Source organism: Azonexus sp. MM2026_4 (genome assembly GCF_055901855.1).
Map to the genome: position 1 here is coordinate 1288893 of NZ_CM148380.1, position 19954 is coordinate 1308846.

The window sequence follows — 19954 nt, forward strand, 5'->3', positions numbered from 1 at the left end:
AGCCCCGTCGGCAGGGACGGGGCGCAAGCAGCACGGGGGCTGGAGGAGATCGTTGGCCGCTCAGTGGTGGGCGGTGGCCGGCTGCGGCGTGTGCGCGATATCCGGCGCCGGCGCGTCGTCGAGGACCAGTTCCGGGTGGTCGGCCTCGTCCAGCGTTTCGTTGTTGAGCACGGCAGTCATCCGTTCCTGGTCGAGGGCGCCGCACCACTTGGCGACGACCAGCGTGGCGACGCTGTTGCCGACGAAGTTGGTCAGCGCGCGGGCTTCCGACATGAAGCGGTCGATGCCGAGGATCAGCGCCAGGCCAGCGACCGGCACGGTACCGACGGCAGAGAGCGTCGCCGCGAGCACGATGAAGCCGCTGCCGGTGACGCCGGCGGCGCCCTTCGAGGTGAGCAGCAGGATCAGCAGCAGGGTGATCTGGTGCGACAGGTCGAGCGGGGTGTTGGTCGCCTGGGCGATGAAGACCGCCGCCATCGTCAGGTAGATCGAGGTGCCGTCGAGGTTGAACGAGTAGCCGGTGGGGACAACCAGGCCGACCACCGACTTCTGGGCGCCGGCGTTTTCCATCTTCGCCATCAGGCGCGGCAGCGCCGATTCCGACGACGAGGTGCCGAGCACCAGGAACAACTCTTCCTTGATGTACTTGATCAGCTTCCAGATCGAGAAGCCGTGCGCCATCGCAATCGTGCCGAGGACGCCGAAGACGAACAGCACGCAGGTCAGGTAGAAGGCGCCCATCAGGCTGGCCAGCTGGGCCAGGCTGCCGACGCCGTGCTTGCCGATGGTGTAGGCCATGGCGCCGAAGGCACCGACCGGGGCGACCTTCATGATGACGCCGACGATGCGGAAGAAGACGTGCGACAGGCGCTCGATGAACTCGAAGACCGGCTTGCCGCGCTCGCCGAAGGCGTGCAGCGCGTAGCCGAAAAGAACCGAGAAGAACAGCACCTGCAGCATGTCGCCCTTGGCGAAGGCATCGACGACGCTGGTCGGGATGATGTTCAGCAGGAATTGCGTCGTCGTCTGCATCTGGCCGGGCGCCGCGTACTTGTCGATGGCCGATGTGTCGAGCGAGGCCGGATCGACGTTCATGCCGACGCCGGGGGCCCAGACATTGACGACGATGAGGCCGATGATGAGGGCGATCGAGCTGACCACCTCGAAATAGAGCACGGCCAGGCCGCCGGTCTTGCCGACCTTCTTCATGTCTTCCATGCCGGCGATGCCGACGACGATGGTGCAGAAGATGATCGGCGCGATGATCATCTTGATCAGCTTGATGAATCCGTCGCCCAGCGGCTTCATCGCCGCGCCGGTTTCCGGATGGAAGTGCCCGAGCAGGACGCCGATCGTGATGGCGATCAGCACCTGGACGTAAAGGCTCTGAAAAATCTTCTTCACTGTATTCCCCCGATGTTAAAGGACATGTCGGGAACCCCATCCCCGACCGATGGGCCGCGAGTATGGTGGCAAGGCGTTTGTTGCGGAATTGTGGCTTTCCGAATTGTGGTTAACCACAATCCGCCCGCCTCAGAAGTCCGGGCGGACGCGCTCGACCAGTTCGTGCAGCGCCGCCCGCAGCGCGCTCTCGGCGCAGCCGAGCAGGATGCCGTCGGCGAGCGCGTCGCGCAGCATCTGCGCCAGTTCGCGGTAGTTGTCGTCGAGGACGCGGATCTTCTCGACGCAGGCCAGCGGCCGGCCGTCGGCGCGCCGCCAGAGCGGCGGCGCCGGTTCGTCGTGGCGGCTCATGGCAGCGCGAAGCTGCTCGCCTCGCCGACGCGCAGCGCCGGCTCGTCAACGGCGCTGACCGCGAAGCGGATCGGCACGATGCCGGAGCGCTGCCCGCCGGCCGGCGCGGCGACGGTGACCGCGACCGGGACCAGGCTGCCGGCACCGACCGCGAACTCGCTGGCGCCGACGATTTCCAGCGGGAGCGGGCCAGCGACCGCAACAGTGAAGCGGCGCGGCCGGTCGGCGATGTTGACCAGCTTCAGCGTGTAGGCGTTCTCGATCCGGCCGTCGGCGGTTTCGCGGGCGAGCGCGCCGCGGTCGCGCAGGACGTCGACGCGCAGCAGCGAGCGCTCGGCCAGCGTCCACGCGGCAAGGCCGGCGATAACGACGAGAACGCCGGCGTACACCGCCAGGCGCGGCCGCTGCCGCCAGCCGGCACCGGCACGGCCGCTCAGCTCGTTCTCGGAGGCGAAGCGGATCAACCCGCGCGGCGCGCCGATCCGGTCCATCACCCGGTCGCAGGCGTCGATGCAGAGGCCGCAGTTGATGCACTGGTACTGCAGGCCGTCGCGGATGTCGATGCCGGTCGGGCAGACCTCGACGCAGATGCCGCAATCGATGCAGTCGCCCTGGCCGGCACCGCGGCTGCCGCGCGGTTCGCCGCGCTGGCGATCGTAGGCGACGTTGCGCGTGGCCGGGTCGAACATCACACCCTGAAAGCGCGAGTAGGGACACATGTGCTGGCACACCGCCTCGCGCGCCAGCCCGGCCTGGACGTAGGTGAAGGCGGCGTAGAAGATCAGCCAGAAGGCTTCCCAGGGGCCGGTGGACAGCGCCGCGAGGCTGGGTAGCAGCTCGCGGATCGGCGTGAAGTAGCCGACGAAGGTGATCGCCGTCCACCCTGCCAGCGCCGCCCACAGCAGGTGCTTGGTCAGGCGCAGCGCCAGCTTGCGCGGCCCGGTCGGGCTGCGGTCGAGCTTCAGGCGGGCGAGGTGATCGCCTTCGACGCGCGCCTCGATCCAGGTGAACAGCATCGTGTACACCGTCTGCGGGCAGGCGAAGCCGCAGAACAGCCGGCCGGCCAGCGCCGTCGTCAGGAACAGCGCGGTGGCCGCCAGGATCAGCGCGAAGGCGAGCAGCAGCGCATCCTGCGGCCAGAGCACGAGGTCGAACAGGTAGAGCTTTTCGTGCGCGATGTCGAACAGCACCGCCTGCCGCGAACCGCTCGCGCTCTCCCAGGGCAGCCAGCAGAGGCCGTAGAAGATCGCCTGGGTGAACCAGACCATGCCCCAGCGCCAGCGGTTGAAACGGCCCTCGACCGAGCGGGCGTGGATCTTCCCGTGCTTGCGATACAACTCCAGCTTGGCTTCCCTGACCTTGCTGACCGGCTTGTTCATGCTCCCGCTCCTCGGTGTTTGACGGCCGCCAGTAGACCACCGGCCGCCAGACAGGAACAGATTCAGAAACTGCGATTTGTTATAGGCACAGATTGACCTACCAGCCCCCTGTACCGATCGCCATTCGCGCCATCTGTCCCTGTGCGCCGCCGCCGGCGATGGCACGATGGCGGTATCGCAATCCGGAACGCAAGATCATGGCAAGCGCGGCCCTCGCCACACACGCCGCGCCGGGCGGACGCATCCCCGGCGACAAGGGAATCTGGGTCGGCATCTGCTGCGAGTTCGTCGAGTTTCTCGTGCTGTTCACGGTCTACTTCGTCGCCCGCGCGCATTTCCCCGAGACTTTCGCCGAGGGCGCCGAGCGCCTGTCGCGCACCGCCGGCACGGCAATCACGCTGCTCATGCTCAGCAGCAGCTTCCTGATCGCCTGCTCGGTGTAGGCCATCCGCGCCGGTCGCCGGCGGCAGTCGCTGCACGGGCTGAGCGGCGGCCTGCTGGTCGCGCTCGGCTACCCGCTGGCCAAGTTCCTCGAGATCCGCTGGAACCTCGCCCAAGGCATCAACGGCGAATCCGGCATCTTCTTCACCGTCTACTACTACCAGACCTTCAACCACCTGGTGCATGCGCTCTGGGGCATCCTCGGCATGTTCTGGGTGCTCGCCCGCCACCTCGCCGGCGCCTACGACGCCGACGACCACGGCGGGCTCGAGGCGCTGGCCAGCTACTGGCACGCCACCGACCTGATCTGGCTGGTGCTTTTTCCCTTCTTCTACGTGCTCGCCTGAACCATGACCCAGACCGCCCCCGCCCCGCGCCTGCTGGCGCCGACCCTGGCCTGGCTGGCGCTGCTCGCCCTGACCTTCGCCAGCCTGCTGCTCGGCCGCTGGCTGCACGGCTCGCCGGCGCTGCCCTGGCTGGTCGCCGCGATCGTCTGGGTCAAGGGGTGGCTGATCTGCCACTGCTTCCTCGAAGCGCCGCTGGCGCATCCGTTCATCCGCCGCGTGCTGGCCGGTTTCGTGCTGGCGGTGCCGGTGGCGCTGATGCTGCTCGCCCGGTTCGGAGCCGAATTCGCCCGCTGGGCGACGCTCTAGGCGGCTACTGCGGAATCTCGATGGCGTTGGCCGCCCAAACTTATCCCGGCTGACCACGCAATATCGTCATCGTGACCAGAAGCTCTCTGGCAGCACCCGGCCAGGAGCAGACCATCAAGAACCAGCCTCATACCGGACATCGACTCTGTCCGTATGATTGCTGGTTGATGAAGAGACCGACATCGGATAATCTCCATGTCATTCAAAACCTTAGCGACGATCCAATCGTGTCCGTATTACTGACAATGCCTTTGGCATCTTTGCTCGTAAATGGCTGTTAGTCGTCTTGCCATGCGCGCACGGACTATCTTTGGTTGGCTATTGAGTCTGGCTTTGCTGATCGGTATTGCGGGGCCGCTTTTTGGCACCTGTACCCAAGGCGACGATGACCCTTGGCTTGCTGGCCTCTTTGTGCTCGCTCCAATTGGCTTGGTCGGCCTTGCTGTTGCTGCTGCCGGCTCAAAATTGGGGCGGCCTTACAGTCTGTTGGCTGTACCGCATGTCGCAACATTGATTCTCGGTGCTCAGTTCATTCCAACCTATTTTTCACAAACCACAATTCGGGGCATTCATGTTTGCTCTGTTCGTGAAGGCAGTGGCTTTGATATCCCAGCTTCCATTGCCCAGCAACTGTGGGCGCCTTCATGGCTTGGCATTTTGCTCGTGCTTGTTTATGTGGTCTTTCTTTACTGGCGAAAAAACCATGTGGGCCATCACGGCTAACCGTCCAGTCAACCGCACCGCCGAACACCCGCCTTTAGGCTTCCTTTGCCCGCCCCGCGCGGCGTCCGGTTACTTTCATCGTTGGGCGTCATAGATGGCCGACAGTGAAGCCCAGTATCGAAAGACACTTTCCGTAACGCTCGGAACCGACTTCTTCGTTCACGAGCATTGGAGCGGACGCCACAAACACGGTGGCGAATCCGTCCATTACGATCTTGTTTTGCAGCCACGACCTCACCTACTCGAACGAGGCTTTGACGATGGGTTCGCAGTCGTTGAAGTGAAAATCTTCAATGCAACTGACAAGAAGAAACACGACACAAAAGCAAGGGATCTCCTCTGGCAGTGCGTCGCGTATTCCTTCAGCGACATATTCTTACCCGATGGCGATCCATGTTGCCCCCTGTTCGTTCTTTACTATATCGCAGGGGACGGCGTGAACCCGCAGTACAAGGACGAAGTAAACGACCTCCACCACTTCGTGCAACGCGGAGGCGTAGGCCGGTTGGAAATCGACGAGAAATTCGGGTGGTCCATGATCTTTGGCGGTTCCTACTACTTTCGAAGCTCAGTTGGTAAAGGTCCGCACCATGTCGGTACCAAACGCCAAACAGGTTCATCGAGGTGACGCCTAAGCCGCGCTTCGAGGAGACCGACGGCTTCGCTCCAGGGCGGCCCGCGAGCAGAGCGTTCGACTGCCGCTTTCTGAAACAGTCAATTTCCGCTTAGGCTCGATTCGAGCCGGTCAAGTTGATGCGACTCAGTGGTCAACTTCGATAAGAACCTGTGCTCTGATCAGTGCGATGCTGCGGCTACAGCGCGGCCGCGACCAGGCGGCCCAGGGTCGCCACTGCCGCCAGCTGGGCGTCGCCAACCGGATGGCCGAAATTCAGCCGCAGGTGGTGGGCGAACTCGCGCTTGGCCGAGAAGATCGGCCCCGGCGCGACGCTGATGCCGCGCGCCAGCGCCTCGCGGTGCAAGCGCAGCGCATCGACCTGCGGCGGCAGTTCGAGCCACAGGAAATAGCCGCCCTGCGGCCGGGCCAGCCGGGTACCGTCGGGGAAATGCCGCTCGACGGCGGCGACCAGCGTCGCCTCCTGCTCGGCCAGACGCCGCCGCAACTGGCGCAGGTGCTTGTCGAAGCCGCCCTGGCGCAGGTAATCGGCAAGCGCAATCTGCACGGGCACCGAGGTCGCCAGGCTGGTCGCCAGTTTCTGCCGGCGGATCACCTCGGCGTAGCGGCCGGCGGCGACCCAGCCGAGCCGGTAGCCGGGCGCCAGGCACTTGGAGAACGAGGCGACGTGCATGACCAGGCCGTCGCTGTCGGCGGCCTTGCTGCACAAGGGCGCCTGGCGGTCGAAATAGAGCTCGCCGTAGACGTCGTCCTCGATCAGCGGCACCTGGTGGCAGCGCAGCAGTTGCAGCAGTTCCTGCTTGCGCGGGTCGGATAACAGGCTGCCGGTCGGGTTGGCGAAGTTGAGCATGAACAGACAGGCCTTCACCGGATGCTGGCGCAGCGCCGCTTCGAGCGCCGCCAGGCTGACGCCCTCGCGCGGATGGCTGGGAATCTCGATGACGCGCAGGTCGAGGCGCTCGCTCGCCTGCAGGCCGGCGTAGAAGGTCGGCGACTCGACGGCGATCAGGTCGCCCGGCCGGGTCACCGCCTGCAGGCAGAGGTTGAGGCCTTCCATCGCGCCGGCGGTGACGACGATCTCCTGCGGCGACACCGAGGCGCCCTGCGCCAGGTAGCGCAGCGCGATCTGCCGGCGCAACTCCTCGTTGCCCGGCGGCAGGTCGCTCAGCGTCGACTGCGGATCGAGCCGGCGGGCGGCCCCGGCGAGGAAACGCCCGAGCTTGTCGAAGGGGAACAGCGCTGCCGCCGGAAAGCTCGAGCCGAGCGGCACGATGCCCGGATCGCGGACGCTGTCGAGGATCTGGAAGATGAAATCGCTGACCTGCAACTCGGTGGCACCGCCGGCCGGATGCGTCATCGCCGGTTCCGGCAGCTTCTGGCCGAGGCGAGCGCGCACGAAATAGCCGGATTTCGGCCGCGCCTCGATCAGCCCGCGGCTTTCCAGCAAGGCATAGGCCTGGGTCACGGTGATCGGGCTCACCGCGTGCGTGCGGCAGGCCTGGCGTACCGACGGCAGGCGCTCGCCCGGACGCAGAATGCCCTCGCCGATCAGCTTTTCGGTACGCGCCGCGATGTCCTGATAGAGACTCATGGCGCGCATCGTAGCAGCCCGGCCGGCGGAGAAATCGGGAAAAAGTGGGAAAACCACCGCAGTGGTGCGTCCTGACGGATTCGAACCATCGACCTCCACGATGTCAACGTGGCGCTCTAACCAACTGAGCTAAGGACGCCGGAACGGAAAGGCTGTGGAGCGGCAGAAGAGTCTCGAACTCTCGACCTATACCTTGGCAAGGTATCGCTCTACCAACTGAGCTACTGCCGCGTTTCCGTGTGCGAGGCGCGCATTCTACCGATTTTCCGGAAAACGCCAAGACCTTGACAGCGACAGGCTTTCCGGGTTTGGCATCAGGCCGCGCCGAGGCCGGCGCGGGAGCGCTGGGCGCGGACGATGGCGAGAAAGATGAAGGCGCCGAGGTTCATCGTCAGCGCGTAGACGACGCTCGGCACCGCCAGCTCCGGGCGCTGGAAGACGGCCAGCGCGATGAAGATGCCGAGACCGGCGTTCTGCAGGCCGCATTCCAGGCTGATGGCGATCGTTTCCCGGCGCTGCAGGCCGCCGGCCCAGGCGAGCAAGGCGCCGCCGAGCATGGTCAGCAGGTTGAGCAGAACGGTGGCGGTGCCGACTTCGGGGAATCCGTCGATGATGGTGGCGCGGTGCGAAACGAAGGTGACGACGACGATGGCGACGAAGAAGCCGGTCGCCAGCCGGCCGACGATGCGTTCGCCGCGCTCGCCGATCAGCTTGAAGCGCAGACGCAGCAGCATGCCGACGACGATGGGCAGCGTGGTGACGACGAGGACGCCACCGAGCAGCTTGCCCAGCGGCATGTCGCCCGGGCTGAAGGGCGCGGCGTCTACAGCGCTCGCCTGCCAGCCGAGCAGCAGGTTGATCACCAGCGGCAGGCTGAACACCGCGAGCAGGCTGCTGAGCGCCGAGACGACCAGCGACAGCGCGGTGTTGCCGCGCGCCAGATGGGTCAGGAAGGCGGAACTGACGCCACCGGGACTGGCGGCGATCAGCATCAGGCCGAGCAGCATGGTCGGCGACAGACCGAGGCCGACACCGAGCCCACCGGCCAGCAGCGGCAGCATCAGGATCTGGCCGGCGAGGCCGATGAGCAGCGCCCGCCAATGGACGACGACGCTGCGAAAATCGTCCGCGCGCAGCGCCAGGCCGAGCGAAAACATGATGAAGGCGAGCGCCAGCGGCAGGAACAGGGTATCGATCATGGTCGGCCGATTATACGGACACCCCGGCGCAGCCAACAGGCTTACAATACCCCTACAAAACCAAGGCCTTCAGGCGAATCGACAAGCCGAAACGGCGAAACGGGAGAACGATGAAATTCTGGCTGGCGCTGTTCCTGGCCGCCCTGCCCCTGTGCGGGCAGGCGGAAGAAACCCTGACCCTGGGCATCTTCGCCTACCGCCCGAAACCCGTGATGGCCGAGAAGTTCGACATGTTCGGCGTCTACCTGAGCGGCGCCACCGCCGGCCACGTCGTCCGCGTCGAATACCTGGACCACGCCGAGATGAACGCGGCGATCGCCGCCGGGCGCATCGACCTGGTGTTCACCAACCCGGCGCATTACATCCAGTTGCGCCACGGCAACCGCCTCTCCGGCGCCATGGCCACCCTGCAGACTCTGGAAAATGGCCTGGCCACCGCCCAGCTCGGCGGCGTCATCGTCACCCGCAGCGACAGCGCCATCCGCAGCCTGCAGGACATCCGCGGCACCCGGCTGGCGACACCCGGCGCCGGCGCCATGTTCCTCGGCGGCTACCAGACGCAGGCCTACGAATTGCACCTGGCCGGCATCGAACTGCCCGATGACGCCGAACTGATCGCCTTCGGCAGCCACGACAAGGTGATCCGCGCGGTGCTGGCCGGCGAAGCCGAGGTCGGCTTCGTGCGCACCGGCATCCTGGAAAGCCTGACGCGTGAAGGGAAGCTGCAGCCCGACGCGCTGCGCGTCATCAACCGGCAGCAGTTCGCCGGCTTCCCCTTCGTCACCTCGACCCGGCTCTATCCCGAATGGGCCTTCGCCGCGCTGCCCAAGGTGCCGGAAGACGTCGTCAAGCGCATCAACCGGGCGCTGCTGCTGATCACGCCGGACATGGCGGTGGCGCAGACGATGGGCATCCACGGCTTCACCATTCCCGGCGATTACCAGAACATCGACCAGTTGACCCGCGCCCTGCGCCTGCCGCCTTACGAGGAAGCCGATTTCCGCATGCGCGACGTCTGGCAGCGCTACCAGTGGCAGATCCTGGTCAGCGTCCTCGGCCTGCTGATCATTTCGGCGCTGACCGCACGTCTCTGGCACATGCGGCAACGCCAGGCGCGCGAGGCGGAACGGCTGCGCGCGATCACCGACACGATCGCCGACGGTATCTACGTGCTCGACCGCGGCGGCCGGGTGACGATGGTCAACCCGGCGTTCACCGAAATCCTCGGCTATTCGACCAAGGAAGTGATCGGCGCCATCGGCCACGACATCTTCCACAACCACGGCAGCAACCCGCTGCCGCTGGCCCAGTGCCCGCTGTTCGAGGCGGTGCGCAACGGCCGCGCCTTCCATGGCGAACTGCTGTTCCGGCATCGCAACGGCAGCCTGGTCGACGTCGAGATCGCCGCCCGGCCGCTCCGCGACCCGGTCGGCCGGGCAACCGGCGGTTCGGTCAGCGCCTTCCGCGACATCAGCGAACGCAAACGCACGGAAGCGGAACTGCACCGTCACCGCGACCATCTCGGAGCGCTGGTCGAGGAACGCACCGCCGCCCTGATCCAGGCCAAGGAAAGCGCCGAGGACGCCAGCCGCGCCAAGAGCACCTTCCTCGCCAACATGAGCCACGAACTGCGCACGCCGATGAACGCGATCATGGGCATGACCAGCATGATCCTGCGCCAGACCGGCGACCGCCAGTTGCGCGAGCAACTGGGCAAGATCGAGGGCGCCTCGAAGCACCTGCTGCACGTGATCAACGACATCCTCGACATCTCCCGGATCGAAGCCGACCGGATGAAGCTCGAGGAGACCGATTTCCGGCTCGGCAGCGTGCTCGACAACCTGCACAGCCTGACCGCCCTGCGTGCCGCCGAAAAGGGGCTGGCGCTGCACATCGAAGTCAGCGAGCGGATCAGGAGCCTGTCGCTGATCGGCGACCCCTTGCGCCTGGGTCAGGTCCTGCTCAACCTGAGCGGCAACGCGATCAAATTCACCCACCACGGCCAGGTCACCGTGCGCTGTCAGGCCGGCGACGTCGTCGACGGCAACGTGGCCCTGCGCTTCGAAGTCGAGGACACGGGCATCGGCATCGCCCCGGAAGCGCAGCGGCGACTGTTCACCGCCTTCGAGCAGGCCGACAACTCGATGACCCGCAAATACGGCGGCAGCGGTCTCGGCCTGGCGATCAGCAAGCGGCTGGCGCACCTGATGGGTGGCGAAATCGGCGTCAACAGCGTCGCCGGCCAGGGCAGCACCTTCTGGTTCACCGCCCGCTTGCGCCACGACGACAACGCCCGGGTAGTCGAAACGCCGGGCTCTTCGGCCGAACAGCAGATCATCCGCGAATTCCTGGCCTCGCGCATCCTGCTCGCCGAGGACGAACCGATCAACCGCGAAGTCGCGCTGGGGCTGCTCGAGGATTGCGGACTTTGCGTCGACACCGCGGAAGACGGCGACGAAGCGGTGGCACTGGCACAGCGCGAAAGCTATGCCCTGATCCTGATGGACATGCAGATGCCGGCGCTGAACGGCATCGAAGCGACCCGCGCCATCCGCGCCGCATCGCTCAACCGCGAGACGCCGATCATCGCGATGACCGCCAACGCTTTTGCCGAAGACCGCCTGCGCTGCCTGGCCGCCGGCATGAACGACCACCTCGGCAAACCGGTGGCACCGGAACGGCTGTTCGAAACCCTGCTCAAATGGTTGCGCCACTCCCGGCCAAGCCAGTGAGCCGGTACGACCATCGTACAATTCAAGGGGAATAATGAAACAGGGATAATCGAAGCATGTTCGATTCCCTCATCCTCGTTCCGCTGCTTTTCATCGGCACCGTCCTGATGCTGCTCTACCTGCTCGGCTGGATCTGGCCGGGACCGGGCCAATAGCCGGCATTCGCCAGGCGACTCGGCGACATCGCCGATTTACAAATCGCGCATTTCCTTACCAATCCGGCAAGGCCATTGCGGTAACATCGCCGCAACATCTCTGCCAAACGGGGAATTCATGGTTGAAACAAGGTATCCGAACGAGAAAAAAGACGAAAAAAAAGCCAGCCTGAAAAGGGCCGGCATTACTGATTCCATCGTCAATCGTTTGCTGGCGGAGAGGGAGGGATTCGAACCCTCGGTACCTTGCAGTACGCCTGATTTCGAGTCAGGTACAATCGACCACTCTGCCACCTCTCCGCAGCGGCCGAGATAATAGCACAAGTTATGGCGCGGTTTAACAGCCTTGTCGCAATTCTGCTCACTCTGCTGCTCGGCGGCTGCGAGCGGGGCTGGCCGGTACCGCTTCCCTACCCCGCGCCGGGCAAGCAGAACCTGGTCGTATTGACGCGTCCCGGCCCGCTCAGCTACCAGCTCGACGAATCGGGCAACATCAGCGGCCTGGAATACGATCTGGTCAGCGGTCTGGCCGAGGAACTGGGCGTCCCGGTCAAGTTTCACGTCCTCTCCCCGGGGGAGATCAGCCGGCAGTTGCTCAGCGGCTCCTACCACATCGCCGCCGCCTGGCTATCGCCGGGAATCAGCCCGGAAATGCAGAGCGGTCCGACGCTGTTCAATACCCATGACGTCCTTGCCCAGCACGAGGCGTCGCTACCGCTGACTTCGCTCGCGCAACTGGCCGGCAAGACCGTGCATGCGCTGGCCGGGACGCGACAAGCGGCGACCATCCGCCGCCTGATGGGGGAAATCCCTGGCCTGCAACTGATCGAAGTCGGCCAGGGCGACGTCATCGACCTGCTCGAAGCGCTCGGCGAACAGAAGATTTCCTATGTCGCGATGGACGGCAAGTTCGCCGACATCGCCAACCAGTACGTCCCCAGCCTGCGCGCCACCCTGCCCCTGAGCAGCGCGGCACCGATCGCCTGGTGGCTGGGGCCGGTTCCCAATCAGGAACTGAAGGCGCGGATCGAGGCCTATCTTGAAAAAATCCGCAGCGACGGCACGCTGGCCCGCCTCGAGGAACGCTATTTCGGCCATGTCCGCCGTCTGCAGCAGGACGACGTGGAGAAATTCCTCGGTCACATCAAGACCACGCTACCGCGCCTGCGCAAGCATTTCCTGGATGCCGAACAGCTGACCGGCATCGACTGGCGGTTGATCGCCGCGCTGGCCTGGCAGGAATCGCACTGGGACCCGTTCGCCACCAGCTACACCAATGTCCGCGGCCTGATGATGCTGACCGAGGAAACCGCCGACCGGCTTGGCGTCAGCAACCGCCTCGACCCGCGCGACAGCATCCTGGCCGGCGCCCGCTACCTGAACATGATCCGCAACAGCCTGCCGCACGACATGCCGGAACCCGACCGCACCTGGCTGGCAATCGCCGGCTACAACATCGGCCCCGGCCATCTCAACGCGGCACGAACCATCGGCAAGCAGTTGAATGCCGACCCCGGCGCCTGGTACGACATGAAGCGCATCCTGCCGCTGCTGGCCAAGCCGCAGTATTACAACCGGCTCAAATCCGGCCGGGCGCGCGGCGGCGAAGCGGTGATCATGGTCGAGAACATCCGCAGTTATTACGACATCCTGGTCCGCAACGCGCCACCGCTGAGCGCCACCATCCCGCCGATGGACGGCAAGATCGGGATCAGCGGCACGCGCGGCGAGCCGCCTGGGATCAAGCTCAGACGCTGAACCGACGCCGCAACAATCAGCGCGTCGGCGTCAGCAGCTCCAGACCACCCATGTAGGGACGCAGCGCGACGGGCACTGTAACGCTGCCGTCGGCCTGCTGGTTATTCTCCAGGATCGCCACCAGCGTGCGGCCGACCGCCAGGCCGGAGCCGTTCAGCGTGTGGCAGATTTCCGGCTTGTTCTTGTCGTTGCGGAAACGCGCCTGCATGCGGCGGGCCTGGAAGGCGCCGAAGTTGGAGCAGGACGAGATCTCGCGGTAGGTGTTCTGCGCCGGCAGCCAGACTTCGAGGTCGTAGGTCTTGGCGGCGGAGAAACCCATGTCGCCGGTACACAGCACGACGCGGCGGTAGGGCAGCTCCAGCTTCTCGAGGATGACTTCGGCGTGGCGGGTGAGCGCTTCGTGCGCTTCGGCCGATTTTTCCGGATGGACGATCTGCACCAGCTCGACCTTGTCGAACTGGTGCTGGCGGATCATGCCGCGCACGTCGCGGCCGCCCGAGCCGGCTTCGGAACGGAAGCACGGGGTGTGGCAGACGAACTGCAGCGGCAGCGCGGCGGCGTCGAGGATCTCGTCGCGGACGATGTTGGTCACCGGCACTTCGGCGGTCGGGATCAGATAGAGCGGGTCCTGCTCGCCGCGCAGGATCTTGAACAGGTCTTCCTCGAACTTGGGCAACTGGCCGGTGCCGTAGAGGCTGGCAGCGTTGACCAGATAGGGCGCGTAGAGCTCGGTGTAGCCGTGCTCGGCGGTATGCGTATCGAGCATGAACTGGGCGAGCGCGCGGTGCAGGCGGGCGAGCCCGCCTTTCAGCAGCGAGAAACGGGCGCCGGAAATCTTGGCGGCGGTGGCGAAATCGAGCTGACCGAGTGCCTCGCCGACGTCGGTGTGATCCTTGACCGGGAAGTCGAAGACGCGCGGCGTACCCCAGCGCTTGATCTCGACGTTGGCGGTTTCGTCGGCGCCGACCGGCACCGATTCGTCGGGGATGTTGGGCAGTGCGGCGAGAATGGCGTTGAACTCGCCGAGCAGTTCGGTCAGGCGCGCTTCGGAAGCCTTCAGCTCGTCGCCGAGGGCGCCGACCTGAGCCATCACTTCGGAGGCATCCTTGCCCTGCCCCTTCAACATGCCGATCTGCTTGGACAGGCTGTTGCGCTGCGCCTGCAGGTCCTGGGTGCGCGTCTGCAGCGTCTTGCGCTCGGCTTCGAGCGCCGAGAACGCGGTGAAGTCGAGCGGCTTGCCGCGCTTGGCCAGACCGGCGACAACGGCATCGAGATTGGAACGGAGTTGTTGGATGTCGAGCATGTGTATTTTCCTGGGAAGAGCCAGGCGGCGAAGGATTCCGGGGAATCCGCCGGCGCCAAATCAGCCGGTAATTATACGCGACACGCCGACGCCCAGAATCCGGCTGACCCGGTTATCATTACGCCTCCCCCATAAATATTCAAACCGCATGACCCGCCATTTCATCCCAACCCTGCTTTCCGTGAGTCTTGCCGCCGCCTGCATCGCTTCCGCTTCCGCCAACCCCGCCCCTGCCACCTCTACCCCCGCTTCGACCACCGCCAGCGTCACCGACACCTGGTGCGACGACCTCGGCGCCCGCCTGCACAGCGTCGACGCCGGACACTGCCGCAAACAGCACTTCGTTGCCGACAGCGAACGCACCGCCGGCGGCCGGGCGCTGGTCTGGCGCGACATCAAGGCCGTCGGCAAGCATCCTGAAAAGGCGCCGCGCGTGCTGGTCATCGGCGGCATCCACGGCGACGAACTGACCGCCGTCTCCATCGTCTTCCGCTGGCTCGAATGGATCGGCGAGGACGCCGGCAAAAAATACCACTGGCGGATGATTCCGGCATCCAACCCGGATGGCCTGCTGATCCGCCCGTCGACCCGGGTCAACAGCAAGGGCGTCGATCTCAACCGCAACTTCCCGACGCCGGACTGGGACAGCGACGCCAAGAAATACTGGATCGAACGCACCGGCCGCGACCCGCGGCGCTTTCCCGGCGAGGCCGGCGGCTCGGAAATCGAGACGCGCTGGCTGGAAAAGCAGATCGCCGACTACAAGCCGGACGTCATCATCAGCATCCACGCCCCCTACAACCTGCTCGACTACGACGGCCCGGCGCCGCAACCGCTGCGCTTCGGCCGCCTGGCGCTCAACCGCCTCGGCGTCTATCCCGGTTCGCTGGGCAACTACGGCGGCCTGCACAAGAACGTGCCGGTGGTCACCATCGAACTGCCGAACGCGACGATGATGCCGTCGCCGCGCGACCAGCGGGCGATGTGGGTGGACATGCTGAAGTGGATGGACCGCAACATCAAGGCCGGCAACGGCACCGCCAAAACCGAGACGAAACGCCCGGAGAAATACGGCGAGCCGGTGTTCAAGGGCAACATCGATCACAAGAAGATCGACTGAGCGCTTTCTACTTCTTGCCCGCCTTGCGATCCAGATCGCGCAGGTGGGCAAGTTTCTCACCGATCTTGCCTTCCAGGCCGCGCGGCGTCGGCGCGTACCAGCCGGGCTCCGGCATGCCGTCCGGCAGGTAGCTCTCGCCGGCGGCGTAGGCTTCCGGCTCGTCGTGCGCGTAGCGGTAGGCCTTGCCGTAGCCGAGTTCCTTCATCAGTTTGGTCGGCGCGTTCCTGAGATGCACCGGCACCGGCTTTGAGCCGTCCTTGGCAACGAAGGCGCGCGCCGCGTTGTAGGCGTTGTAGCCGGCGTTCGACTTGGCCGCCACCGCCAGGTAAGTCACCGCCTGCGCCAGGGCCAGCTCGCCTTCGGGCGAACCCAGGCGCTCGTAGGTTTCGGCCGCGTCGTTGGCGATCTGCATGGCGCGCGGGTCGGCCAGGCCGATGTCTTCCCAGGCCATGCGGATGATCCGCCGCGCCAGATAGCGCGGGTCGGCGCCACCGTCGAGCATGCGACAGAACCAGTACAGCGCGCCGTCCGGGCTGGAACCGCGCACCGACTTGTGCAGCGCCGAAATCTGGTCGTAGAAGGCGTCACCGCCCTTGTCGAAACGGCGCAGGCTCTGCGCCATGGCGGCTTCGATGAAAGCGCCGTCGACCGTCGTCACCCCCGCCGCCCGCGCCGCCGTGCGCACCTGTTCGAGCAGGTTGAGCAGGCGCCGTGCGTCACCGTCGGCCAGGCCGATCAGGCGCGTCCGCGCGGCCTCGTCAAACGCCAGATCGGCCAGCGCCTGCGCCCCGGCGCGATCGAACAATTGCCCCATCTCGGCCTCGTCGAGCGACTTCAGCACATGGACCGAAGCCCGCGACAGCAGCGCCGAATTCAGCTCGAACGACGGGTTTTCCGTGGTCGCGCCGATGAAGGTGAACAGCCCACTCTCGACAAAGGGCAAAAAACCGTCCTGCTGCGCCTTGTTGAAGCGGTGGATTTCATCGACGAAGAGGATCGTCCGCCGCCCCTGCACCTTCCACAGCTCGGCCTGCGCCACCGCCTCGCGCACTTCCTTGATCCCGGAGAACACCGCCGACAGCGCAATGAATTCGCACTGGAACTGCGTCGCCATCATCCGCGCCAGCGTCGTCTTGCCGACACCCGGCGGTCCCCACAGGATCATCGAATGCGGCTGGCCTGAAGCAAACGCCAGGCGCAGCGGCTTGCCCGGCCCGAGCAGATGCTGCTGGCCGATCACCTCGTCCGGGGTCTGCGGGCGCAACTGTTCGGCCAGCGGGGCGGAACGGTCAACTTCGGTGGTGGAAAACAAATCGCTCATGAACTCAACCCCAGGCACGCGAAAACACTTCATCCAGCGCGGTAACGATGGCCTCGCCCTCGCCAGCCAGCGAAGCAACGCATGGCCCCAGCGCATCGAGCGGCACGGAAACGATTTCCAGTGGATTCAGGATCACCTTGCGCCCCTCGACGAAAAACTCCGGCGTCACTCGCGACGCCGGCAAACTCACCTGCTGCTGCGCCACGTCGCTGGCCACCAGCGGTACCACGACCCGGCGTTGACGCTCGTCGAAGACCGCCGACTGCACGACCACGACAAAGGGAATCAGCGCCGCGTGCCGCCCGGCGTTGCGATGCACGTCGAACTGGCTCATAGCGTCGAATGTTCGTCGGCAAACGAACCATTCAACGCCTCCAGGCGGTTCCACGCCTCGGCCAGCGCCGCATAGTGCTGGCGCTGCTCATCGCGGCGCAGGCGCTCGCGCTCGACGAACTCGGCCAGCAAGGCATCAACCGTGGCCGACAGGTTGGCGGTGTACTGCCGCGCCCGCTCGACGTTGCCTTCATTGAGCAACAAATTGACCGGGCGCTTGGCCGGCGAGGTTTGGGGCATCGGTTTCATCAGGCAATCTCCTCTGCGCATGGTATGCGCAACAAACGAATAAATCCACTCAGCGCACCGCATCCAGCGGCGACACCACGCCCCGCCCGCCCCGATTGAGCACATGCGTGTAGATCATCGTCGTCAACACGTCCGAGTGCCCCAGCAGTTCCTGCACAGTACGGATGTCGTAACCCGATTCCAGCAGGTGGGTGGCAAAGGAATGGCGCAAGGTATGCGGCGTCGCCGGCTTGGCAAGACCAGCCTCCCGGACGGCCTGCTTCATCGCACGCTGGAATGCCTGATCGAGGAGATGATGGCGCCGAACCTCGCCAGTGCGCGGATCTTCCGACAACCCGGCGGCCGGAAACACGTACTGCCACCCCCATTCACGCCCGGCCCCCGGATACTTCCGCGACAGGGCATAAGGCAGGAAAACCGGCGCCACAGCATCAGCCAGATCGCGCTCATGCAGTTCGCGAACCCGCAGCAAATGCGCCTGTAGCGGTTCAATGGAGGAGGCGGGAAGCATGGTGACCCGATCCTTGAAGCCCTTGCCATCGCGAATGAGGATTTCCCGACGCGAAAACTCGATATCCTTCACCCGGAGACGCAAGCACTCCATGATGCGCATCCCCAAGCCGTACAACAAGCCGCCGATCGATCAGACGATGCCTTCCGATCAAACGCCCCAGGACGGCATGCACCTCATCCCTTGTCAGCACCACGGGCAAACGTTTCGGCGCCTTGGCGCGCTCAACGTTATCCAGCCACGGAAGATCGATTTCAAGAACCTCGCGATACAGGAACAGCAAGGCGCTTTTGGCCTGATTCTGCGTCGACGCCGCCACCTTTCCCGCCACCGCAAGATGCGTCAGAAACGCCGCCACCTCAACAGCGCCCATCCCATCAGGATGGCGCTTGCCATGATGCAGAATAAATCGTTTAATCCAGTCGGTATAAGCCTCTTCGGTGCGCAAGCTGTAGTGCTTCAAGCGAATTTTCTCGCGCACGCGGTCAAGCAACCTGGGGGCCGTAGTGCCAAGAGGCTTCTGCAACGAAGGATTCAAGGTGTTCATCGCGCCCCCCCTAAAATCTGCCAAGTCACTGAAACAACATTATGCTGGTTTTTTATCCAGCCTATATGACGGATAGCTTCCCGTCAATTAGGTGCCACATTTAACGTTATGCGTCTCTTTCCGCGGCGCTCTCCTGGCCTCAAGACGTCCAAGTGCTAGAGCTACTGGAATCTCTGTCGTTTGTTTCGGGCGCATTCGTTATTGCGGCGTTTTCCGTAGTCATTGCCCTGTTTTCCGGGCGGCTCGAAAATCGCTTTGCCCGCTGGGCGGCTGCTATCGCAGTGCCGTTCCTACTCGCTTACTTGCTCTACTGGTCGCCTGTTTGGCTTGGCGCTGAAGCATCAGAGTACTCGGCTTGGTCCCTCGCGCTCATCGTTCCATGGGGTCTGGTTGGTGCACTTGCATCTTTTGCTACTGTCATTGCGGTGAGGCAATATGCCAATGCCAAGAGAAGCTGAGACGCATAACCTTTCAGTCGAGCGGACCTGCGCGAAAAGCCGCGCAGGCCGCTCAATTCCACGTTTGGCGGCTAGAGACACAGCATATTCAGGTCTGAATTGCGTCAAATGCACTCAATCAAGCTTAGTACATTAGTGCTTTTCCATTTTCTTGCTGGGAGGGTTAAATGGATCAACAGCAATACTTAGTTGCCAAAAAAGCAAATGATCGAGCCGGTCTGTCTATCGTCCTGCTATTTTTTATCTGGCTGCCTGCGTATTTGTGGGGAGTTCGTCCGCTCATCAATTCGTGGTTAGCTGCGTACATCAGTGGCTATCCGCTCATGCTACATATCGTTCCAATCTTTGTACCACTCGGAATATATGCTTTCTTAATCACGAAGTTTTTCCCTGCACCCAAAGAGCGAGCTTAATGGTTGCCGTTGCATCCATAGGTAACGAGCCGCCCAACCCATCATTCCACCGGACCTGCGCGAAAAGCCGCGCAGTCCGGTGAATTCAAACGTTAGCCCGCATACCATGCACTCCGTTATCTCTGCTGCTTTGGACGCAATCTGCGTAGAGCGCGATGATCAGCAGTATTCGGTGTCCTTCGATACTGCTGCTGCCGTAGTTACCGAGTTTGGGGAACCAGACTTGGCCAATATCCTCTTCTCCGAAATCCCAAGAACAGTTCCCTTTGAGCTTGTTGCCGAACTATTCGATCTGCTGACGTGGCAGACAAATGACAACGGCGGCAGCATCCACAGAACTATTGAAACGTGGCTACGCGAAGGTACTGATAATCGCAAACTGCTAATTGCACTTCACCTTGACGTATATCCGTTCACCGATGGTGATGAGATGGAACAAGTTCTATCCCATCTCGCTGAAACAAACGCCCGTGTATCTTCTCGCTGCAAAGAGCTTATTCATTCGCGCAGAAAGCCAGGCCATGCGGGCTAACATCACAATCCACCGGACCTCCGGCAAGCTGCGCTTGCCTCCGTCCGGTGATTTTCAACGTTGGGCCCCATGAGCGAACCTCCACTTTTCCTTCACATAACTTCGACGCCACCAGGCGAGGCTCCCGAGTGGGTTCGCCAAAAATGGGTT

The 19954-nt window shown here is 64.0% G+C and carries 20 protein-coding genes, 3 tRNA genes and 1 pseudogene; 10 read left to right on the forward strand and 14 right to left on the reverse strand.

Going from position 1 to position 19954, the window contains the following annotated elements; genetic code table 11:
• Positions 1 to 60: 60 nt before the first annotated feature.
• The 3 genes from AC0KWY_RS05970 to ccoG all read right to left on the reverse strand — a co-directional run bounded on the left by AC0KWY_RS05970 (position 61) and on the right by ccoG (position 3131).
• Positions 61 to 1404: a dicarboxylate/amino acid:cation symporter gene (locus tag AC0KWY_RS05970; protein WP_474028726.1), complete on the reverse strand. Its 1344-nt coding sequence runs from the start codon at positions 1402 to 1404 to the stop codon at positions 61 to 63.
• Between the two features lie 129 nt (positions 1405 to 1533).
• Positions 1534 to 1752: a hypothetical protein gene (locus AC0KWY_RS05975; protein WP_474028727.1), complete on the reverse strand. Its 219-nt coding sequence runs from the start codon at positions 1750 to 1752 to the stop codon at positions 1534 to 1536.
• On the reverse strand, positions 1749 to 3131 hold the full coding sequence (gene ccoG / locus AC0KWY_RS05980) for a cytochrome c oxidase accessory protein CcoG (RefSeq protein ID WP_474028728.1): 1383 nt from the start codon (positions 3129 to 3131) through the stop codon (positions 1749 to 1751). The genes AC0KWY_RS05975 and ccoG overlap by 4 nt, the downstream gene beginning before the upstream one ends.
• 197 nt (positions 3132 to 3328) lie before the next feature.
• Between ccoG and AC0KWY_RS05985 the strand changes: the two are divergent.
• The 4 genes and pseudogenes from AC0KWY_RS05985 to AC0KWY_RS06000 all read left to right on the forward strand — a co-directional run bounded on the left by AC0KWY_RS05985 (position 3329) and on the right by AC0KWY_RS06000 (position 5576).
• Positions 3329 to 3919: pseudogene (locus AC0KWY_RS05985) on the forward strand (cytochrome c oxidase subunit 3 family protein).
• 3 nt (positions 3920 to 3922) lie between these two features.
• Positions 3923 to 4225 carry a hypothetical protein gene (locus AC0KWY_RS05990; RefSeq protein ID WP_474028729.1) on the forward strand — a complete coding sequence of 101 codons (303 nt, stop codon included), beginning with the start codon at positions 3923 to 3925 and terminating at the stop codon, positions 4223 to 4225.
• A gap of 270 nt (positions 4226 to 4495) precedes the next feature.
• Positions 4496 to 4948, forward strand: a complete 453-nt coding sequence (locus AC0KWY_RS05995; RefSeq protein ID WP_474028730.1) for a hypothetical protein — start codon at positions 4496 to 4498, stop codon at positions 4946 to 4948.
• Positions 4949 to 5042: 94 nt separating this feature from the next.
• Complete coding sequence (locus AC0KWY_RS06000; RefSeq protein ID WP_474028731.1) at positions 5043 to 5576, forward strand: hypothetical protein; 534 nt, start codon at positions 5043 to 5045, stop codon at positions 5574 to 5576.
• 184 nt (positions 5577 to 5760) lie between these two features.
• On the opposite strand, the gene AC0KWY_RS06005 is transcribed toward AC0KWY_RS06000, so the two are convergent.
• From AC0KWY_RS06005 to AC0KWY_RS06020, 4 genes are all read right to left on the reverse strand, one after another.
• Complete coding sequence (locus AC0KWY_RS06005) at positions 5761 to 7173, reverse strand: aminotransferase-like domain-containing protein (protein ID WP_474028732.1); 1413 nt, start codon at positions 7171 to 7173, stop codon at positions 5761 to 5763.
• Positions 7174 to 7235: 62 nt separating this feature from the next.
• A tRNA-Val gene (locus AC0KWY_RS06010) sits at positions 7236 to 7312 on the reverse strand.
• A gap of 16 nt (positions 7313 to 7328) precedes the next feature.
• Positions 7329 to 7404: transfer RNA gene (locus AC0KWY_RS06015), tRNA-Gly, on the reverse strand.
• Between the two features lie 83 nt (positions 7405 to 7487).
• Positions 7488 to 8372, reverse strand: coding sequence for a bile acid:sodium symporter family protein (locus AC0KWY_RS06020; RefSeq protein WP_474028733.1), 885 nt, complete (start codon positions 8370 to 8372; stop codon positions 7488 to 7490).
• A 110-nt stretch (positions 8373 to 8482) separates the two neighbouring features.
• Here AC0KWY_RS06020 and AC0KWY_RS06025 point away from each other — a divergent pair, with 110 nt between their 5' ends.
• Positions 8483 to 11104, forward strand: a complete 2622-nt coding sequence (locus tag AC0KWY_RS06025; protein WP_474028734.1) for a PhnD/SsuA/transferrin family substrate-binding protein — start codon at positions 8483 to 8485, stop codon at positions 11102 to 11104.
• Positions 11105 to 11471: 367 nt separating this feature from the next.
• Here AC0KWY_RS06025 and AC0KWY_RS06030 read toward each other — a convergent pair.
• Positions 11472 to 11559: transfer RNA gene (locus AC0KWY_RS06030), tRNA-Ser, on the reverse strand.
• A 27-nt stretch (positions 11560 to 11586) separates the two neighbouring features.
• Here AC0KWY_RS06030 and mltF point away from each other — a divergent pair.
• Positions 11587 to 13017, forward strand: coding sequence for a membrane-bound lytic murein transglycosylase MltF (gene mltF, locus AC0KWY_RS06035; protein ID WP_474028735.1), 1431 nt, complete (start codon positions 11587 to 11589; stop codon positions 13015 to 13017).
• Between the two features lie 16 nt (positions 13018 to 13033).
• Here the strand turns inward: mltF and serS are convergent, their stop codons facing one another.
• Positions 13034 to 14320: a serine--tRNA ligase gene (gene serS, locus AC0KWY_RS06040; RefSeq protein ID WP_474028736.1), complete on the reverse strand. Its 1287-nt coding sequence runs from the start codon at positions 14318 to 14320 to the stop codon at positions 13034 to 13036.
• A gap of 148 nt (positions 14321 to 14468) precedes the next feature.
• Between serS and AC0KWY_RS06045 the strand changes: the two genes are divergently transcribed.
• The gene (locus AC0KWY_RS06045) at positions 14469 to 15440 is read left to right on the forward strand and encodes a M14 family zinc carboxypeptidase (RefSeq protein WP_474028737.1); all 972 of its coding nucleotides are present in this window, start codon (positions 14469 to 14471) and stop codon (positions 15438 to 15440) included.
• A 7-nt stretch (positions 15441 to 15447) separates the two neighbouring features.
• On the opposite strand, the gene AC0KWY_RS06050 is transcribed toward AC0KWY_RS06045, so the two are convergent.
• From AC0KWY_RS06050 to AC0KWY_RS06070, 5 genes are read right to left on the reverse strand one after another with little or no spacing between them, the layout of a single operon-like run.
• Positions 15448 to 16761 carry a replication-associated recombination protein A gene (locus AC0KWY_RS06050; RefSeq protein ID WP_474028738.1) on the reverse strand — a complete coding sequence of 438 codons (1314 nt, stop codon included), beginning with the start codon at positions 16759 to 16761 and terminating at the stop codon, positions 15448 to 15450.
• Positions 16762 to 16765: 4 nt separating this feature from the next.
• Complete coding sequence (locus AC0KWY_RS06055; RefSeq protein WP_474028739.1) at positions 16766 to 17095, reverse strand: CcdB family protein; 330 nt, start codon at positions 17093 to 17095, stop codon at positions 16766 to 16768.
• Entirely contained in the window at positions 17092 to 17343 is a 252-nt protein-coding gene (locus tag AC0KWY_RS06060) for a type II toxin-antitoxin system CcdA family antitoxin (RefSeq protein ID WP_474028740.1), read from the reverse strand. The genes AC0KWY_RS06055 and AC0KWY_RS06060 overlap by 4 nt, the downstream gene beginning before the upstream one ends.
• Before the next feature lie 49 nt (positions 17344 to 17392).
• Positions 17393 to 17947 carry an integron integrase gene (locus tag AC0KWY_RS06065; protein ID WP_474028741.1) on the reverse strand — a complete coding sequence of 185 codons (555 nt, stop codon included), beginning with the start codon at positions 17945 to 17947 and terminating at the stop codon, positions 17393 to 17395.
• Complete coding sequence (locus tag AC0KWY_RS06070; RefSeq protein WP_474028742.1) at positions 17832 to 18401, reverse strand: phage integrase N-terminal SAM-like domain-containing protein; 570 nt, start codon at positions 18399 to 18401, stop codon at positions 17832 to 17834. Before AC0KWY_RS06070 ends, AC0KWY_RS06065 begins: the two co-directional genes overlap by 116 nt.
• Before the next feature lie 152 nt (positions 18402 to 18553).
• On the opposite strand from AC0KWY_RS06070, the gene AC0KWY_RS06075 reads away from it, so the two are divergent.
• From AC0KWY_RS06075 to AC0KWY_RS06085, 3 genes are all read left to right on the forward strand, one after another.
• Positions 18554 to 18859, forward strand: a complete 306-nt coding sequence (locus tag AC0KWY_RS06075) for a hypothetical protein (RefSeq protein WP_474028743.1) — start codon at positions 18554 to 18556, stop codon at positions 18857 to 18859.
• 167 nt (positions 18860 to 19026) lie between these two features.
• Positions 19027 to 19272 carry a hypothetical protein gene (locus tag AC0KWY_RS06080; protein ID WP_474028744.1) on the forward strand — a complete coding sequence of 82 codons (246 nt, stop codon included), beginning with the start codon at positions 19027 to 19029 and terminating at the stop codon, positions 19270 to 19272.
• 172 nt (positions 19273 to 19444) lie between these two features.
• Positions 19445 to 19804, forward strand: coding sequence for a hypothetical protein (locus AC0KWY_RS06085; RefSeq protein ID WP_474028745.1), 360 nt, complete (start codon positions 19445 to 19447; stop codon positions 19802 to 19804).
• Positions 19805 to 19954 lie beyond the last annotated feature (150 nt).

Bases quoted from the DNA above. Each gene is read 5' to 3' on its own strand.
- mltF (WP_474028735.1), top strand. From the start codon at position 11,587: ATGGCGCGGTTTAACAGCCTTGTCGCAATTCTGCTCACTCTGCTGCTC.
- AC0KWY_RS06045 (WP_474028737.1), top strand. From the start codon at position 14,469: ATGACCCGCCATTTCATCCCAACCCTGCTTTCCGTGAGTCTTGCCGCC.
- AC0KWY_RS05990 (WP_474028729.1), top strand. From the start codon at position 3,923: ATGACCCAGACCGCCCCCGCCCCGCGCCTGCTGGCGCCGACCCTGGCC.
- AC0KWY_RS06005 (WP_474028732.1), bottom strand. From the start codon at position 7,173: ATGAGTCTCTATCAGGACATCGCGGCGCGTACCGAAAAGCTGATCGGC.
- AC0KWY_RS06055 (WP_474028739.1), bottom strand. From the start codon at position 17,095: ATGAGCCAGTTCGACGTGCATCGCAACGCCGGGCGGCACGCGGCGCTG.
- AC0KWY_RS06000 (WP_474028731.1), top strand. From the start codon at position 5,043: ATGGCCGACAGTGAAGCCCAGTATCGAAAGACACTTTCCGTAACGCTC.
- serS (WP_474028736.1), bottom strand. From the start codon at position 14,320: ATGCTCGACATCCAACAACTCCGTTCCAATCTCGATGCCGTTGTCGCC.
- AC0KWY_RS06025 (WP_474028734.1), top strand. From the start codon at position 8,483: ATGAAATTCTGGCTGGCGCTGTTCCTGGCCGCCCTGCCCCTGTGCGGG.
- ccoG (WP_474028728.1), bottom strand. From the start codon at position 3,131: ATGAACAAGCCGGTCAGCAAGGTCAGGGAAGCCAAGCTGGAGTTGTAT.
- AC0KWY_RS06080 (WP_474028744.1), top strand. From the start codon at position 19,027: ATGGATCAACAGCAATACTTAGTTGCCAAAAAAGCAAATGATCGAGCC.
- AC0KWY_RS06050 (WP_474028738.1), bottom strand. From the start codon at position 16,761: ATGAGCGATTTGTTTTCCACCACCGAAGTTGACCGTTCCGCCCCGCTG.
- AC0KWY_RS05975 (WP_474028727.1), bottom strand. From the start codon at position 1,752: ATGAGCCGCCACGACGAACCGGCGCCGCCGCTCTGGCGGCGCGCCGAC.
- AC0KWY_RS06060 (WP_474028740.1), bottom strand. From the start codon at position 17,343: ATGAAACCGATGCCCCAAACCTCGCCGGCCAAGCGCCCGGTCAATTTG.
- AC0KWY_RS05995 (WP_474028730.1), top strand. From the start codon at position 4,496: ATGGCTGTTAGTCGTCTTGCCATGCGCGCACGGACTATCTTTGGTTGG.
- AC0KWY_RS06070 (WP_474028742.1), bottom strand. From the start codon at position 18,401: ATGAACACCTTGAATCCTTCGTTGCAGAAGCCTCTTGGCACTACGGCC.
- AC0KWY_RS06020 (WP_474028733.1), bottom strand. From the start codon at position 8,372: ATGATCGATACCCTGTTCCTGCCGCTGGCGCTCGCCTTCATCATGTTT.
- AC0KWY_RS06065 (WP_474028741.1), bottom strand. From the start codon at position 17,947: ATGGAGTGCTTGCGTCTCCGGGTGAAGGATATCGAGTTTTCGCGTCGG.